This window comes from Solibacillus sp. FSL W7-1472, from assembly GCF_037969775.1.
Lineage (GTDB): Bacteria > Bacillota > Bacilli > Bacillales_A > Planococcaceae > Solibacillus > Solibacillus silvestris.
Window position 1 is genome coordinate 1,814,954 of the sequence record NZ_CP150208.1, and the last position, 17,264, is coordinate 1,832,217.

The 17,264-nt window shown below is 40.4% G+C and carries 14 protein-coding genes; 12 read left to right on the plus strand and 2 right to left on the minus strand.

Annotated features, from left to right (window positions below):
* Positions 1–20: 20 nt before the first annotated feature.
* The 4 genes from MKY07_RS08965 to MKY07_RS08980 all read left to right on the plus strand — a co-directional run bounded on the left by MKY07_RS08965 (position 21) and on the right by MKY07_RS08980 (position 8,829).
* Positions 21–851 (plus strand): DUF2785 domain-containing protein, encoded by an 831-nt coding sequence (locus tag MKY07_RS08965; protein ID WP_232504562.1) that lies wholly within the window; start codon positions 21–23, stop codon positions 849–851.
* A gap of 309 nt (positions 852–1,160) precedes the next feature.
* The gene (gene acnA, locus MKY07_RS08970) at positions 1,161–3,857 is read left to right on the plus strand and encodes an aconitate hydratase AcnA (protein WP_008407118.1); all 2,697 of its coding nucleotides are present in this window, start codon (positions 1,161–1,163) and stop codon (positions 3,855–3,857) included.
* Positions 3,858–4,031: 174 nt separating this feature from the next.
* Positions 4,032–6,185: a 5'-nucleotidase C-terminal domain-containing protein gene (locus tag MKY07_RS08975; RefSeq protein ID WP_339264491.1), complete on the plus strand. Its 2,154-nt coding sequence runs from the start codon at positions 4,032–4,034 to the stop codon at positions 6,183–6,185.
* A 337-nt stretch (positions 6,186–6,522) separates the two neighbouring features.
* A complete protein-coding gene (locus MKY07_RS08980; RefSeq protein ID WP_339264493.1) occupies positions 6,523–8,829 on the plus strand; it encodes a YhgE/Pip domain-containing protein in 2,307 nt (768 codons plus the stop codon).
* Between the two features lie 56 nt (positions 8,830–8,885).
* Here MKY07_RS08980 and MKY07_RS08985 read toward each other — a convergent pair whose 3' ends face one another.
* Positions 8,886–9,179: a YxcD family protein gene (locus MKY07_RS08985; protein WP_339264495.1), complete on the minus strand. Its 294-nt coding sequence runs from the start codon at positions 9,177–9,179 to the stop codon at positions 8,886–8,888.
* Positions 9,167–9,625, minus strand: coding sequence for a hypothetical protein (locus MKY07_RS08990; RefSeq protein WP_014823916.1), 459 nt, complete (start codon positions 9,623–9,625; stop codon positions 9,167–9,169). The genes MKY07_RS08985 and MKY07_RS08990 overlap by 13 nt, the downstream gene beginning before the upstream one ends.
* 251 nt (positions 9,626–9,876) lie before the next feature.
* On the opposite strand from MKY07_RS08990, the gene MKY07_RS08995 reads away from it, so the two are divergent.
* The 8 genes from MKY07_RS08995 to MKY07_RS09030 all read left to right on the plus strand — a co-directional run bounded on the left by MKY07_RS08995 (position 9,877) and on the right by MKY07_RS09030 (position 17,165).
* Positions 9,877–10,860: a diaminopimelate dehydrogenase gene (locus MKY07_RS08995; RefSeq protein WP_339264496.1), complete on the plus strand. Its 984-nt coding sequence runs from the start codon at positions 9,877–9,879 to the stop codon at positions 10,858–10,860.
* A 203-nt stretch (positions 10,861–11,063) separates the two neighbouring features.
* Positions 11,064–11,336 (plus strand): YhdT family protein, encoded by a 273-nt coding sequence (locus MKY07_RS09000; protein WP_039967203.1) that lies wholly within the window; start codon positions 11,064–11,066, stop codon positions 11,334–11,336.
* On the plus strand, positions 11,336–12,781 hold the full coding sequence (gene panF / locus MKY07_RS09005; protein WP_339264634.1) for a sodium/pantothenate symporter: 1,446 nt from the start codon (positions 11,336–11,338) through the stop codon (positions 12,779–12,781). The genes MKY07_RS09000 and panF overlap by 1 nt, the downstream gene beginning before the upstream one ends.
* A 135-nt stretch (positions 12,782–12,916) precedes the next feature.
* On the plus strand, positions 12,917–13,651 hold the full coding sequence (locus tag MKY07_RS09010) for a GTP cyclohydrolase II (protein WP_008407110.1): 735 nt from the start codon (positions 12,917–12,919) through the stop codon (positions 13,649–13,651).
* Positions 13,652–13,663: 12 nt separating this feature from the next.
* A complete protein-coding gene (gene ribD, locus MKY07_RS09015; RefSeq protein WP_339264500.1) occupies positions 13,664–14,779 on the plus strand; it encodes a bifunctional diaminohydroxyphosphoribosylaminopyrimidine deaminase/5-amino-6-(5-phosphoribosylamino)uracil reductase RibD in 1,116 nt (371 codons plus the stop codon).
* Positions 14,772–15,848, plus strand: a complete 1,077-nt coding sequence (locus tag MKY07_RS09020; RefSeq protein ID WP_339264502.1) for an FAD-dependent monooxygenase — start codon at positions 14,772–14,774, stop codon at positions 15,846–15,848. The genes ribD and MKY07_RS09020 overlap by 8 nt, the downstream gene beginning before the upstream one ends.
* A 9-nt stretch (positions 15,849–15,857) precedes the next feature.
* The gene (locus tag MKY07_RS09025) at positions 15,858–16,430 is read left to right on the plus strand and encodes a hypothetical protein (protein ID WP_014823910.1); all 573 of its coding nucleotides are present in this window, start codon (positions 15,858–15,860) and stop codon (positions 16,428–16,430) included.
* A 141-nt stretch (positions 16,431–16,571) separates the two neighbouring features.
* Complete coding sequence (locus tag MKY07_RS09030; protein WP_339264504.1) at positions 16,572–17,165, plus strand: transcriptional regulator; 594 nt, start codon at positions 16,572–16,574, stop codon at positions 17,163–17,165.
* Positions 17,166–17,264 lie beyond the last annotated feature (99 nt).

Here is a 17,264-nt window from a genome sequence, read left to right on the forward strand (position 1 = left end):
AAGGAGGCGTCTTTTTGGTAGTGGAAGATTATGAAAAGTTTTTTGAAATGACGACGGAAGAGCGAAAACAATCGATTCAGGAGCACCCGTCGATATTGAATGATTTACTGGGAACAATCGGTCATGAAGAAGCAGCAATCCGTGACCAGCTCAACTATCGACTGTTCATCATGCTGTTATCTGAGAATGCACTCGGCGAAACAGTTATTACCGAATTTGTGAGCAAACTTTCTTCAACTGACGGTTTACTTTTTAATATCGGTGAGAATGGGACAAGTTCTGTTTTTCAGCGTTCCTATGCGGCTCTTTATTTAGCCGCAATCGTGAATGCCGATCGACAGCTTAACATTTTGACGAGTGAGCAGTTGGAGTTGCTTGCGCAAAATGCAGTGGCACTGTTAGCGAAGGAGCAGGATTTGCGAAGCTTTGTCGATACAAAGTCTGGCTGGGCACATAGCATTACGAATACAACGGAGTTAATTAGCGCAATTATTGCACATCCGCTTTATCCGATTCGCTTTACGGCTCAAATATTGCAGGCGATACGCGCGAATATTTGGAAGGGCTATGTTTTTATCGATGATGAGGAAGAACGTTTCTGCAATATCATTCAGGCATTGTTAGCCAAAAATATTGACGAAGAACTTTTCATTGAATGGTTTGAACAGTTGTTTGACCAGCTGGAAATGGTCGCCTATGAGCGGGGCTATGATGCATTGTGGTTTAAAGCAAGAACAAACCAGCTGAACTTGGCAAAAACGATTTATTTTTATCTGAAATTTGCCAATCGGAATGAAAAACTGCGCAGTATCGTATCAACATTTATTCAGCGCTGGCTCAAATTAAACTAATTATTTTATTTTAGTACAATAATAAAATAATTTTTATTCAAACTTTTTTCAAATAGGTACTAATAAAAATGCAATTTACAATGCATTAGAAATTTGTTGAGGAATACAGTGTGAGAAGAACTTTCTGACAAAGTAGGATTTCTAAATGTATTGCAGAAGAAAATGGTATTTCCGATAGGTCATAATTTTAACTTATCGCAAAAGATAATAATAATGCAATTTACTTATGTATGAATGTGCGTTATTATTGACTGTGGAGAAAAGAGCTTTACAACCTTTTCAATTAAGAAAAACTAGGGGGAACACAACATGGCAAACTTACACAACAGTCGTTCGACTTTTGAAGTTAACGGTAAAACTTATAACTATTTCCGTTTAGCTGCAATTGAAGAAGCTGGTATCGCAAAAGTATCACGCCTACCTTACTCAATTAAAGTATTATTAGAATCAGTATTACGTCAATATGATAACTACGTAATTAAAGACGAGCACGTTAATGAATTAGCGAACTTCGGTAATCACAATGCTGACGCTGAAGTACCATTCAAACCATCTCGTGTAGTATTACAAGACTTCACTGGTGTTCCAGTAGTAGTTGACTTAGCTTCATTACGTTCTGCAATGAAAGAAATGGGTGGAGACCCAGCTAAAATCAACCCTGCAATTCCGGTTGACCTTGTAATTGACCACTCTGTACAAGTAGATAAATACGGTAACGCAGCTGCATTACAAGCGAACATGGATTTAGAGTTCGAGCGTAACGCTGAACGTTATAACTTCTTAAAATGGGCTCAAACTGCTTATGATAACTTCCGCGCTGTACCACCAGCAACTGGTATCGTACACCAAGTTAACTTAGAGTATTTAGCTCCAATCGTTCACGTGAACGAAACAGAAGAAGGTTTAGTAGCATTCCCTGACTCAGTAGTAGGTACTGACTCTCACACAACTATGATCAACGGTATCGGTGTTCTAGGTTGGGGTGTTGGTGGTATCGAAGCTGAAGCTGGTATGTTAGGTCAACCATCTTACTTCCCAATTCCTGATGTTATCGGTGTTAAACTAGTAGGCGAATTACCAAACGGTACAACAGCTACTGACTTAGCATTAAAAGTAACTCAAGTATTACGTGCTCGTGGTGTAGTAAACAAATTCGTTGAGTTCTTCGGACCTGGCGTACCTGGTTTACCACTAGCTGACCGTGCTACAATCTCAAACATGGCTCCAGAATACGGTGCTACTTGTGGTTTCTTCGCAGTTGACGAAGAATCATTAAACTACATGCGCTTAACTGGCCGTGACGAAGAGCACATTGCTGTTGTTGAAGCTTACTTAAAAGCTAACGACATGTTCTTCAACCCGGACTTAGAGCCTGTTTACACTGACGTTTTAGAAATTAACTTAGCGGACATCGAAGCAAACCTTTCTGGTCCTAAGCGTCCACAAGATTTAATTCCTTTAACTGAAATGAAACGTGTTTACCGTGAATCAGTAGTAGCTCCACAAGGTACTCAAGGTTTCGGTTTAACAGAAGAAGAATTCTCTAAAACATCAACTGCTAAATTTGCAGAAGGTGACGTAGAAATTCCTGCAGGTGCTGTAGCAATCGCTGCCATCACTTCTTGTACAAACACATCTAACCCATACGTATTATTAGCTGCTGGTTTAGTTGCTAAAAAAGCGGTTGAGTTAGGCATTAAACCTGCTAAATGGGTTAAAACTTCATTAGCTCCAGGTTCTAAAGTAGTAACTGGTTACTTAGAAGAATCAGGTTTACAAGACTACTTCGACCAAATCGGTTTCAACACAGTTGGTTACGGTTGTACAACATGTATCGGTAACTCTGGTCCGTTATTACCAGAAATCGAAGATGCAATCAAATCAAACGATTTATTCGTAACTTCTGTATTATCAGGTAACCGTAACTTCGAAGGCCGTGTACACCCATTAGTAAAAGCTAACTTCTTAGCTTCACCACCATTAGTTGTTGCTTACGCTTTAGCGGGTACTGTAGATATCGATCTACAAAAAGACGCAATCGCTGTAACTCCAGAAGGCAAAGAAGTATTCTTCGCTGATATCTGGCCATCAACTGAAGAAGTTAACGAAGTATTAAATAAAGTTGTAACTCGTGAATTATTCCAAAAAGAATACGAAACAGTATTCACAGCTAACGAAGCTTGGAATGCAATCGAAACTTCAACTGAAAACTTATATACTTTCGATGAAAAATCAACTTACATCCAAAACCCACCATTCTTCACTGGTCTTTCTAAAGAGCCAGGTGCTATCCAAACATTAGCTGGAATGCGTGTAATGGCTAAGTTCGGTGACTCTATCACTACTGACCACATCTCTCCTGCAGGTGCAATCGGTAAAGATACACCAGCTGGTAAGTACTTAATCGAAAACGGTGTTGCAATCCGTGACTTCAACTCTTACGGTTCTCGTCGTGGTAACCACGAAGTAATGATGCGCGGTACATTCGCAAACATTCGTATCCGTAACCAAATCGCTCCAGGTACAGAAGGTGGTTTCACTACTTACTGGCCAACAGGCGAAGTTGAGTACATTTATGATGCTTGTATGAAGTACAAAGAAGCAGGTACTGGCTTAGTAGTATTAGCTGGTAACGACTACGGTATGGGTTCATCTCGTGACTGGGCTGCTAAAGGTACATTCTTACTAGGCGTTAAAACTGTAATCGCACAATCTTACGAGCGTATTCACCGTTCTAACTTAGTAATGATGGGCGTATTACCATTACAATTCATGGCTGGCGAATCAGCTGAAACTTTAGGATTAAAAGGTGACGAAACAATCGACGTTAACTTAACTGACAATGTTAAACCACGTGATATCCTAACTGTTACTGCAACTTCTCCAGAAGGAAAAGTAACTGAGTTCAAAGCGTTAGCTCGTTTCGACTCTGAAGTAGAAGTAGATTACTACCGTCACGGCGGTATCCTACAAATGGTATTACGTGCTAAAGCTGCACAACAATAATTCCATTCGATAACTTTAAAGACAAAGTCAATTTTTATTGGCTTTGTCTTTTTTTGTGCCTTTAGTATGAAATTTTTTGTTAATTAGAAGTAAAATTTTCCGGAATATGTGGAAATTTTTATAATATTTCGTTACTATCAAAAGGTAGGTTAAAATTTTGTAGGGGGTCTTTTGATGAAGAAAAAGAGAATGTATTCAGCAACAGCTTTAGCAGCATTTACGGCAGTAGCTGTAGGCGCAACAGGTGTTATGGCAGAAGAGACAATTTTTACGGATGTTAGTGCTAGCCATCCATATGCAGAAGGGATCAATTCTTTAACATCTGCAGGTATCGTAAAAGGATTTGGAGACGGTACATTTAAACCGGATGCAACGGTTACACGCGGACAAGCAGCAAAAATGATTGCTGGCGCTCTTAAACTAGATACAACAAATGTAAAAAATCCTAACCTTAAAGATATTAAAACGTCTAACCAGTATTATAGTCAAATAGCAGCATTAGTAGCGACTGGATTTGTAAACGGTTATGAAGACGGTACATTCCGCACAGCGGATAAAATTACACATGGTCAATTGGCTAAAATTTTAACGAATGTATCAGCGGTATACCCGATTGATGCAACGGCTTTATTAACAGAGGCTAAAGTAGTATTTAATCCTACTAAACAACTTACACGTGGCGAACTATCAAGTGTATTGGCGACTATGATGGCTGCAGCTGCACCAGCACCACAACCGGAACCGGAAACAAATAATTATAAATTATCGATTATGCATGTAAACGATACACATTCTCGTGTAGAGGCGCTTCCAAAATTAATGACGGCTGTCAATGAACAACGTGCGAAAACACCGGATGCGCTATTATTGCATGCGGGTGACGTTTTCAGCGGAACTTTATACTTCAACGAATTTGAAGGACAAGCAGATCTTCCATTTTTAAATGCATTGAAATTTGATGCGATCACATTAGGAAACCATGAATTTGACTTAGGTTCTTCACCAGAAGGACATAAAGCATTGGCAGAATTCATTAAAGCTGCACAATTCCCGGTTCTAACAGCGAATGTTGACTTTACAAAAGACAGCCTGTTTACAGGTATGTTCTCTGATTTAGTATCAAGCGAGCCTGAAAACGGCAAAATTTATGCAGGTATGATTAAAGAAGTAAACGGTGAGAAAGTCGGGATCTTCGGTTTAACAACAGCTGAAACAAAAGACATCGCTTCTCCAGGCAGTGTCGCATTTGAAAATTATATTGACGAAGCGAAAAAAGCGGTAAAAGCGTTTGAAGATAAAGGTGTCGATAAAATTATTGCATTAACTCATATTGGATTTGACGATAATCCTGCATATGATAATGATCAAATTCTAGCAAAATCAGTCCCTGGAATTGATATTATCGTAGGCGGTCACTCGCATACAGAGCTTAAAGAGCCATTCGTAGTGGATACGAACACAGTCGGCGAGAAAAAAGACGTAACGTTAATCGTACAAGCGAAAGAGTATGCTGGTTTCCTAGGAACATTGAATGTAGAATTTGACGAAAATGGTGTCGTTGTTAAACATGACGGTCAATTAGTTGAGATCGGGAAACTGGCTGATGATGCAGAAGGTTTAAAAATGCTTGCACCATTTAAAGAAAAAGTGGATGCTGTCTCTAAAGCAGAAATCGGGGTTAAGTTGACAGAAGATTTAGTGAGTCCTCGTAAATCCGATACAAGTGCAGTAAGTGTGCGTAACAGCGAAACAGTATTAGGAAACATCATTACAGACGGCATGCTGGCAAAAGCGAAACAGTATACGGATAAAAAAGTAGTGATGGCATTACAAAATGGCGGTGGTATTCGTGCTGCGATTCCGGCAGGGAATATTACGACTGGACAGGTTATTACAGTATTGCCGTTTGGTAATACACTGGCATTAATGGATGTTACAGGTGCTGAATTAAAAGCTGCATTTGAACACTCTGTAAAAAGTGCTCCAGAGGAAAATGGCGGATTCCTGCATATCTCAGGTGCTAAACTAGAATACGATTCTTCTAAAGAAGCGGGCTCTCGTGTCGTTTCATTGAAATACTATGATGAAGCAACAAAAGCATACGTAGATGTAGCGGACAACGAAACGTACACAGTAGCAACAAATGCCTTCACAGCTAAAGGCGGAGACGGCTTCAGCTCGTTTGAAAAAGCATATGGCGAAGGCCGTGTAACAGACTTAGGTTTATCAGATTGGGAAAACTTAAAAGAACAATTACTATCAATGAAAGAAATTAAGTTTACTACTGAAGGCCGCATTGTTGATACAGCTGCACCACAAGAAAAATAATTTCATAATTAAACCACTAATTTGGGCAACCAATTAGTGGTTTTTTTATTTATTTTTTTGCAAAAAACATTATGGAAACTGAACTATTATCTTAATTACCGATAATAATTTAAGTTAGAATATTCGGATAAATAAAGAGAGTCCTAAAATAGAAAATTATTTAGCGATTATTTTGTCCTATTTTTTGAATATTAATATGAACAAAATTCACGTACTAACAAGAAAATATTTACATTTTCTAGTAGAAATATGTAAAAACTTAGAATATATTATTGTATATACGCAATGAGTCTTTATTCATTCGTATAGGATTATTTTCATAAAAAGGGGGGTTTTTATGGGGTCGTTTCAGTTGTTTGGGAAGGAATTGCAGTCACTGAAAAATCGCAAGGGTTTACTCATTGCATTGATCGGTGTCATGCTCATTCCGATTGTTTATGTAGCAGTTCTTCTGTCTGCTACATGGGGGCCGTACGACAATCTGGATAACTTACCGGTTGCATTCGTCAATAAGGATGCCGGAGGGGTTTCAGGTGGTCAAGCGATCAATGTCGGCAATGATTTAATGGAAACATTGAAAGAAAGTAACTCATTGGGCTGGCATTTTGTGACGGAAGAAGAAGCGATGGAAGGGCTGGATAAGCAGGAATTTTACTTAGTGGTAGAAGTACCGGAAGACTTTTCCCAAAAGGTGACCACTGTTCTTGATGCAAATCCGCAAGTGCCGGAATTGCGTTACATTCAAAATGAAGGATTAAACTTCATGGGTGCGCAAGTTACGAACAGTGCTGTAGAAAAACTTCGCGAACAATTAGGGGACAAAATTACAGCGACCTATGCCAGAACGGTATTCTCCAGATTTACGGATATCGAAACAGGATTTGCTAGTGGAGCGGATGGTTCGAAGCAAATTGCAGATGGTACAGAGCAGCTGGCGGACGGGACGAATACATTGTTAACATCGTTGACGGAAAAATCGGCAGACATTAACAAACTTGCTGCCGGTGCGAAAACGGCTGATGCGGGGGCAGGTCAGCTTCTTTCCGCAATCAATGGTGGAACAGGCAATATTAATAAACTAGCGTCCGGATCACGTCAAGTGGCATCTGGTGCGACACAGTTAAAGGGCGGCTCACAGCAAGTGTTAGCGGGTCTTCATTCATTAAAAGGCGGTTCAACGGAAATTTATACAGGTTTACAGAAATTGCAGCCCGGTTCTGAAAATCTTCTGAATGGATTACAGCAGCTTTCAGCAGGAGCAAATCGGCTTTATGCTGGCATCGCTCTAGGGGACGGCACGCAGGGGAATCCAGGGTTGGCAAAAGGCTTAAACCAGCTGGCGACCGTATTGCAGTCAAAACAGGCGGATATCGAACAAATGGCACAAGGTGCAGCATTACTGCAAACATTGGCGCAAGCACCTGGCATGGAAGCGTATCGTGAAAATTTACTTGCTTTAAGTGCAGGTTTAGGAGAGCTTGGTACCGTTTATCCGGTTGCCGTTCAAAGTGCCAATGCATTAAGTAATGGTGCCAACCAGATGGCACAATCAATGCCAGCATTGACAGCCGGAATTGAAAACGCAATTGCCGGTCAAAAAACGATTGTATCCGGTATTAGTTCATTAACAGCTGGACAAGGGCAGGCAATAAAAGGAATCGATGCGCTCGTTGCAGGACAGACAGCGGTCGTTTCAGGTGCATCTACTTTAGCGGGTGGTGCTTCCCAAGTAGCAAATGGTAACGCATCGCTAACAAGTTCATGGAACAAATTAGGCGCAGGTGTTTCCAGTCTGAAAAGCGGGTTGACACAAATCAGCACGGGTAATGAAACCGTTGCAGTCGGCTGGAAAACAATGACAGAAGGTGTTACTTCATTAAATGATGGAGTCAATCGTCTTCAGGCAGGTTCATCGGAATTGGTGACTGGTTTGGAAGGTGGTCGTGAGCAAGTGGCGGCATTACGAATTACCGATAAAAATATTGCAATGTTCTCTTCACCGGTCACGTTGGCAGGGGAGAAAGTTAATGCTTATGAATATTACCGCGATTCAACAGCTCCGTATATTTTATCGTTGGCATTATTTGTAGGTATGCTTGTGTTGTCCATGTTTGTGGACTTTAAAAAGCCGGCTGTATTGCCAAAGTCTGCTGTAAGCTGGTTTGTCAGTAAATGGCTGCAATTAGCACTGTTTGCTACAATTCAGGCGGTATTGGTTACAGGATTTACATTAGTCGTATTACAGCTATCGGTAGATCATGTAGTACAGTTTATTTTATTTGGGATTTTTGTCAGCATTGTGTTCATGTCAATTATTTTCTTCCTTGTATCGGTTGCAGGCAATATCGGACGATTTATCGCACTTGTACTTGCTGTTGCACAATTATCGATTACAGGTTCGAATTTGCCGATTCCAATGCTGCCTGAAAATTTACAGGCTGTAAGTGCGTATTTACCGTTTACGTATTCAATCTCAGGGTTCAAATCGGTTATTTCATTGGGTGATCTATCAATGTTATCATCGAATGCTTTAGTTCTTGTCATTTATTTAGTCGCTGCTTCTGTATTGGCACTGATCGCGTTTATCGTAAGCTACAAATCACTTACGACGAAGTATACGCCGGTAGTACAGCCGACTGCATAAAATAAGACCCGTCTTCTCTCAGATCTGAGAGGAGACGGGTCTTACAGTTTTTTTTATTAAAACTCTACGTGAGCAATCATGCCTTCTTCATCATCAATAGCAAGTGAAATACGAGCTGACATTGAATCACGGCCAAGCTGCTCATCAATATACAGACGAAGTGCCATAATGAAATTTACAGAGTTGTAAACGTCTAGTTGTCCATTGTAGAAAGCTTCCGCTGAATAACCCGCAACATCATCATACATCAGCTCCACTTCCACATCTTCAGGTGTTGTGTTTTTAAATTTTGCATGGAAAAGACAAACGGCATTAATTAAATCTTGTTCAAGTAATGTTAGTTTTTCCACGTATCCGTAACCTCTTTATCTTTTTTGCGTTTGATCAACTGGTAAATCTTCACTAGGAAGAAGACAATTGCCGCAATTGCTGCTACGTTGATTAACAGACCTAAAATGTTACCTAACATACCCATGCCGGCAAACATGCTACCGAATAATAAACCAGCTAAACCACCAAGCATTAAGCCTTTCATTAAACCGCCTTTGTTTGATGAAGCTGTATTTGAATCATTCTTTTTCGTTGTATTGTTATTTTGTTTTGTTGTTGTCGGGTTTGTTGCATCGTTGTTGTTTTTCTGAATATTAGAATTGTTATTGTTGCTGTTGAAGCCTTTTTTCCCGGATTTGTAACCTTTTGCTTCAACTGACTGTGCATCATTAGCAAATAAAATCGTAGTCCCTACACTTGAAAAGACAAGTGTGAATGCTAATAAAATCGCTGATAACTTTTTCATGTTTTTCCCCCAATTAGTCTATTTTTTACTTTATTAGTATATCAAAAATTCACCTAAATAGAAAATGAAAACACTTTTATGTAAATAATACAATCATCGCGCGAAAGATAACATTTCTTGTGAAAATAACGAAAAATATTGTATTCATAAAAATGAAACTGTATGATGAAATATAATTTAGACGAAAATTCTGAATTTACATCATGATGTAAATGAGCAATCGTCGAATAATTAAGTTGGGGGAATGAATAATGAGTAAAATTCGCATTGGTATTGTAGGTTACGGGAATTTAGGCCGTGGAGTAGAAGCAGCAATCAATCAAAATGCTGACATGGAATTGGTAGCTGTTTTTACACGTCGTGATCCTGCTACAGTTTCAATCCAATCATCGAACGTACCGGTTTATTTAGTGGAGGATGCACCGAAATACAAAGAACAAATTGATGTTATGATTTTATGTGGTGGTTCGGCAAAGGATTTACCGGAGCAAGTTCCTCATTTTGCGCAATGGTTCAACACGATTGACAGCTATGATACGCATGCAAAAATTCCGGAGTTTTTTGATGCAGTCGAAGCGGTGGCACAAAAAAGTGACACAGTTTCAATCATTTCGGTTGGCTGGGACCCGGGTCTGTTTTCGTTGAATCGTCTATTAGGTGAAACAGTACTGCCTGAAGGAAATACATATACTTTCTGGGGAGACGGCTTAAGCCAAGGTCACTCAGATGCAGTGCGTCGTATTGAAGGCGTAAAAAATGCAGTGCAATATACATTGCCGATTAAAGAAGCGGTTAACCGTGTGCGCAACGGTGAAAATCCGGAGCTGACAACACGTGAAAAACATGCCCGTGAATGCTTTGTTGTATTGGAAGAAGGTGCAGATGCAGCAACGATCGAAAAAGAAATTAAAGAAATGCCAAATTATTTTGCGGATTATGATACGACTGTGAACTTTATTACGGAAGCTGAATTTAAAGAAAATCACCAAGGTATGCCACATGGCGGATTTGTTATCCGTTCTGGTCAATCCGGCGAATCAGACAAACAAATTATGGAGTTTTCATTAACGCTTGAATCGAATCCGATGTTTACATCAAGTGTTCTCGTTGCCTATGCCCGCGCTGCTTACAAATTGCACGCAAAGGGAGACAAAGGGGCAAAAACGGTGTTCGACATTCCATACGGTTTATTATCCCCAAAATCACCGGCAGATTTGCGCAAAGAGTTACTGTAATTTCCAAATGGAGCGTCGTCTAGTAAATCTAGGCGACGCTTTTTTATTTTTGCTAGACAAATCGTCGACAAAGTCTTTTCATTCAAGGTTTGGCAACGTAGAATAGAGAGGTTAAGTCTCTAAAATGACGGTTGTCCACTTAGAGCGAGTTAATTCCCTAATGAATCTGAAATTACAGCAGATTTAAATGGTAAACAGAAAGGATGTTTAATGTGCAGGATAAGCGTTTTAAAATCGCACATAAAGAAGCACTGATCGGTGTCGTGCTTGTCATCATCAACTTTGCAATCTGGTTCGGATTTGCGTATGGGCTTGGTTCTGGTGACCCGCTTGAGTATGACTATGTATTCGGATTTCCGGCATGGTTTTTCTATAGCTGTATCGCAGGAACCATTTTCATGATTATTGCCATCTGGCTTGCGATGAAGCTTTTCTTCAAAGATATTTCACTTGAAGAGGAGGACGATCAAAAATGATACATTGGTCTGTGATTATTCCATTACTCATATTTTTACTCATCATTTTTGGTATCGGTATTTGGGCAAATCGCCAAGTCCGTACATCTAATTCGTTTTTACAGGAATATTTTTTAGGCGGTCGCGAAATGGGCGGTTTCATTCTGGCGATGACGATGATGGCGACATATGGCAGTGCCTCAAGTTTTATCGGGGGACCAGGAGTTGCCTATAATACAGGTCTTGGATGGGTTCTGTTGGCAATGGCACAACTGCCTGCAGGTTATTTTGTTTTAATGGTGCTCGGCAAAAAATTTGCGATTGTGGCACGCCGAATTGAAGCGATTACATTAATCGACTTTTTAAAGAAACGCTATGACAGCCATACCATTGTTATTTTATCGGCAATCAGTATCATCATCTTCCTTTTTGCTTCCATGACAGCGCAATGGGTAGGTGGGGCACGTCTGATTGAATCGTTGACAGGGCTTTCTTATACAAGTGCATTGCTCATTTTTGCGGTAGCCGTATTGGCGTATGTAATTATCGGTGGTTTCCGGGCTGTTGCGTTAACGGATGCATTGCAAGGATCGATTATGATTGTAGGTACGGTCATCCTTCTTATTGCTACAGTCATTGCCGGTGGTGGTGTTGACACAATTATGCAAGGATTGGTTGCAGAAAATCCGAATTTAGTGACGCCATTTGGTGCGGAACAAAACCTGACACCATTGTATGTTTCAACATTTTGGATTTTAATTGGACTTGGTGTTATTGGTTTGCCTCAGATCGCGGTTCGTGCGATGAGCTACAAAGATTCGAAAAGCCTACATAAAGCCATTTTAATCGGGACAATCGGAATCGGGACAATCATGTTTGGCATGCATTTAATCGGTGTATTTGCACGTCCGGTCATGCCGGGAATTGAAGTCGGCGATAAAGTCATGCCGCTGCTGACATTGGAAGTGCTGCCGCCTGTTCTGGCTGGAATCGTACTCGCAGCTCCAATGGCGGCCATTATGTCGACGGTTAATGCACTGCTGATACTAGTAAGTTCTACGGTTGTAAAAGATATTTATTTAAACTATATCAACCCGAAAGCAAGCGATGCACAAATTAAAAATCGCAGCTTCTGGGTGACAAGCATTATCGGGTGCGCGGTAGTTATTTTTGCCGTTAAACCGCCTGAGCTGTTAATCATGCTGAATTTGTTTGCGTTCGGCGGACTGGAATCGGCCTTTTTATGGAGTGTTGTTTTTGGCCTGTACTGGAAGAAAGCAAACAAATACGGGGCTATCAGTTCGATGATTGTCGGCCTGACATTATATATTGTCATCTACCGTTTTGCGGAAAATATTTATGGCATGCATTCCGTAACAATTCCAATCATAGCTTCTCTTATCACATTTGTAGCAGTAAGTTTGATTGCACAAAAGGTGAAAAAAATAGAAGATTACCATTTCTAATAGCCAGAATCGTTTTGGCTCTGTATGATAGAAACCAGGACTATCAATTGATAGTTCTGGTTTATTTGACGTTAAACGCTTATTATTGTAAACTAGGTTACATAAAGTAACTTAATAAAAAATAAAGGTGATAAGATGAAAAAAATAATGGCTATTTTAGAAGATAAAATTCAGCTTGTACGTCGTGATGATCTGCAGAATATTGCAGTTGTCGGACCGGTAAAGCTACCTATAAAACAAGAAAATCTAGAAGCAACATTCCAGTGGTACTCATGGACAACTGTTGAAAAAAACCAGACGAAAGAACAGGTAGTAGACTCTGTATCATCGATGCATTTAGCTTTTGGCCAGCAGTCATCTGTACTTGTGTATGGTGATTTTGCCAATCAGGATGATGCATTGATCCGTATGCACAGCATTTGTCATACAGGTGATATTTTCGGTTCACAGCGTTGTGACTGTGGCTATCAACTACATGAATCCATGAAGATGATTGTTGAACACGGCTGTGGCGCTATCTTTTATTTGGCAGATCATGAAGGTCGCGGTATTGGTCTGTTTTCCAAATCACTTGCTTACTTATTGCAGGAAGAAGCGTTTGATACGGTGGAAGCGAATCATGCACTCGGTTTTGAAGATGATGTCCGCTCATATGATGATGCAATCCGAGTATTGCAAGTCCTGCGGGCAAAACCGGTAACGCTCATTACGAACAATCCGAAAAAACTTGCAGCACTGCAGGAAAACGGTTTACTTGCGGATGGCCATATTCCATTATGGGGCGGCCTGACGGAAACGAATGAACAGTACTTGAAAACTAAAGTAGAAAAGTCTGGACATATCGGAATTGTTGAAAAGTTAACTGTGTAAGGAGAATTTCAAATGAAAACTGATCAGGACTATATGCAGCTTGCGCTTGAATTGGCAGCAAGTGCCAGAGGGAATACAAATCCAAATCCGCTAGTTGGAGCCGTTATCGTAAAAGATGGTGTCATTGTCGGTACAGGACTTCATCGAAAAGCAGGGGAACCCCATGCAGAAGTACATGCGGTGAATATGGCAGGTGAACATACAAAAGATGCGACAATTTATGTCACACTGGAACCATGTTCACACTACGGCAAAACACCACCTTGTGCGAAGCTGTTGAAAGAAAGCGGATTTAAACGCGTCGTCGTTGCCACGGAAGATCCAAATCCTGAAGTAGCTGGGCGCGGTATTCGTCTTTTACGCGATGCGGGAATCGAAGTGGAAGTCGGTGTGCTTCAAGAGGAAGCACAAAAGCTGAATGAACGCTTTATTCATAATATGCTGACAGAGCGTCCGTTTGTAGTTGCGAAATTCGCCATGACACTTGACGGCAAAATTGCGACATATAATGGTCATTCACAATGGATTACAGGGGAAGAAGCGCGCGCGGATGTACATGAATTGCGTCATGAAGTGGACGGGATATTAGTAGGTGTACAAACGGTTTTAAATGATAATCCAAAGCTGACGACGCGACTAAATGATGAACGACAAGGTCGTAACCCGATACGTGTCGTGTTGGACAGTACTTTGAAAACACCGGTTGATGCACATATTGCGGACACAACGGATGCTCGTACAATCATTGTCACTTCACTCGATTCTGATGAAGAAAAGGCACAGCAATTGGAGCGCAATGGTGTTGAAATTATTCGAGTAGAAAAAGAAAAAACAGGCTTGCACATAGAGGATATGTTGAAAGCATTATATAAAAAGGGTATTACGCATCTGCTTGTTGAAGGTGGGGGCAATGTGAACGCGTCATTTTTACGAGGCGGCTTCATTGACCAGTATATCGTGTATATCGCACCGAAAGTATTGGGCGGGAAAAACTCCATTACACCGTTTACAGGAACTGATGTAGAAACAATCGATGTGGCAAATCAGCTTGAATTCGGTGAAGTCACTCACGTCGGGGAAGATTTGCGTATTTTTGCCTATCCAAAGAAAGCTGGTATACATGATTAAAAAAGTGGATGTATGCATTGTTGGCGGTGGTCCAGGCGGTGCGCTTCTTGCCAATATATTGGCGAAAAATAATGTGTCTGTTCTTTTAATTGAACGGACAAATGGCTTTGCAAAGGCATTCCGCGGGGAACATTTAAATGAAGAAGGCGAGCGTATTTTAAAACAGTATGAGCTATTCGAACGAATTGAACAGCTCGGTTTGCTGCGTATGGAAACATTGGAATATTGGATGAGCGGTGAAAAGTTTAAAACAATTGAACCGGATCCGGCTGTAGGGCATTTAGGCATCCATGTTCCGCAAGCTCATTTGCTTCAAGCAATTATCGAGCAGGCACAAGGCTATCCAACTTTTAACTATTTATTGAATACAACGGTTAAAGAGCTTGTTCAAAACGAGCACGGACAATATACAGCAGTTCGCGCCAAACAAGGTGATAACGATATGACAATTGAGGCACAGCTTATCATCGGTGCGGATGGGCGCTATTCTACAGTTAGAAAATTGGCGAATTTAGATGTAACGATCCGCGATCATGGCTATGATCTGCTCTGGGCAAGAATACCGGCACCTGCAAATTGGACACCTTCCATTAAAATGGCCCTAGTTGATGGCATGCAAATTTCCTTGTTTACACAGGCAAAAGGATTTGTACAAATCGGCTGGAATATTAATAAAGGAAGCTATCCGGAATTACGCAAACAGCCTTTTATGCCGTTTATTGAAAAGCTCGTAAAAGCATTTCCACAATTGGACCCTGTCGTACAAGAACATATCCAGTCATGGAAAGACTTTGTGCTGCTTGATGTATTCAGCAGTACAACGGAGCAATGGGGTAAAGAAGGCGTTGCATTGATCGGGGATGCTGTGCATACGATGACTCCGACCGGCGCGTACGGATTAAATAGTTCGTTAATGGATGCCCATGTGCTGGCACAAATGCTGCTGGAAAATGAGAAATTTGATTTTATCAGCTGCGCAACAGCACGAAAACAACAGATTGAAAAAATCCAGGCAATACAAATAGAAAAAGAGCAAAAGTTTCATGAAGCTTTTCTCGTATTAAGTTAGGTGAGGGATATGAAATTCGGATTTGACATAGATGATACGTTAATCGATTTACGTCGACATGCGTTTCATTTATATAATAAAAAATTGAACAAAACGATTGGCGAAGATGTGTTTGATACAATTGCAACTGTCGAAATCCATGAACCATTTGGGCTAACAAATGAAGAAGGCAGCCAAATGTGGAAAGACTCAATGGAAGAGATCTATTTCACGAATTGTCCAAGCTTTGAAGGGGCAAAAGAGGTATTGAACGCTTTAGCAGAAGAAGGGCATGAAATTTACTATATTACATCCCGTCCGAAAGGGTATTGTGAACAGACCCGCGCATGGGTAAAAGCACAAGGGTTCCCGGTTGTGGATGAGCGTTTTTACTGCGGGATGGCAGATCATGAGAAAATCGATATTATCAAAAACCTGGAACTTGATGTATATGTAGATGATAAACCAGCTGTTTTAAACACATTGGCTGGTAGCACAACGAAAGTAATCGTGAAAAACCAGTCATACAATCAGACTGTGGAATATACCCGTCTTACAAGTTGGGATGAATTCAATAAACTGGTCGGTTACGCATCGGTGTAATCGATATGGGAAAGTCACGGAGCCATTCCGAGACTTTCTTTTTTATATAAAAGTTAAAATAGTTTGAATTTTTTCCTTTCAAGAGAAAGAATATGTGGTATTGTTAACAATGTATAGACATACTGGTTGGAGGATTTTACTATGATAACACAACAACATTACGAAGCAAGCGTTCATTACAACGGGATTATATTACTGTCGGCCTACTTACAACGCCAATATGTATATCGTACAATTCAAGTACGTCTGAATGGAGCAAGTGAAGAACCATTAAATAAAGTGAAAAATATGCTTGAACATACAGAACTGATGCTAAATATTTTCGAGGAATCTAAAGATTTGATGGAAGGACAGCGCAACAAACTCAAATCTTTCGCAGATGAGGTTGCCCTCCTGATGCAAAACTATATTAAAGAAGAGCCGGATTTTAAAGAGCGTTTAGCAGTTGTCGGATCGACACTTTACTCGGAGCAGCTGATGAATAATGGAATTATTAAACTCGGCTATATTTTTAAACAAAACATCGGCAAAGATTTTCCGGCACGCATCAAGTTTTACGAAGAACGTACAAAAGTAATCGACGTGATGGTACAGCTCGTATCGGAAGGAAAAGAAATCGAGAAGGGCATGCAGGACATTTTAAACAAATGGTACGACGGCATTGCCATCCAGAAAAAAGGCATTATGGAAGATTTATCGAAAATTAACGAAATGCTCGATTTTAAAGCAGAATAATTAAAGATTTGGGCAGAAAAGTAGAAGTAAATTAATAAACGGATATTTTGTAAAATTGATTGGAATGGAGGGCGACTCCAGCGGGAACAGCACGACGCC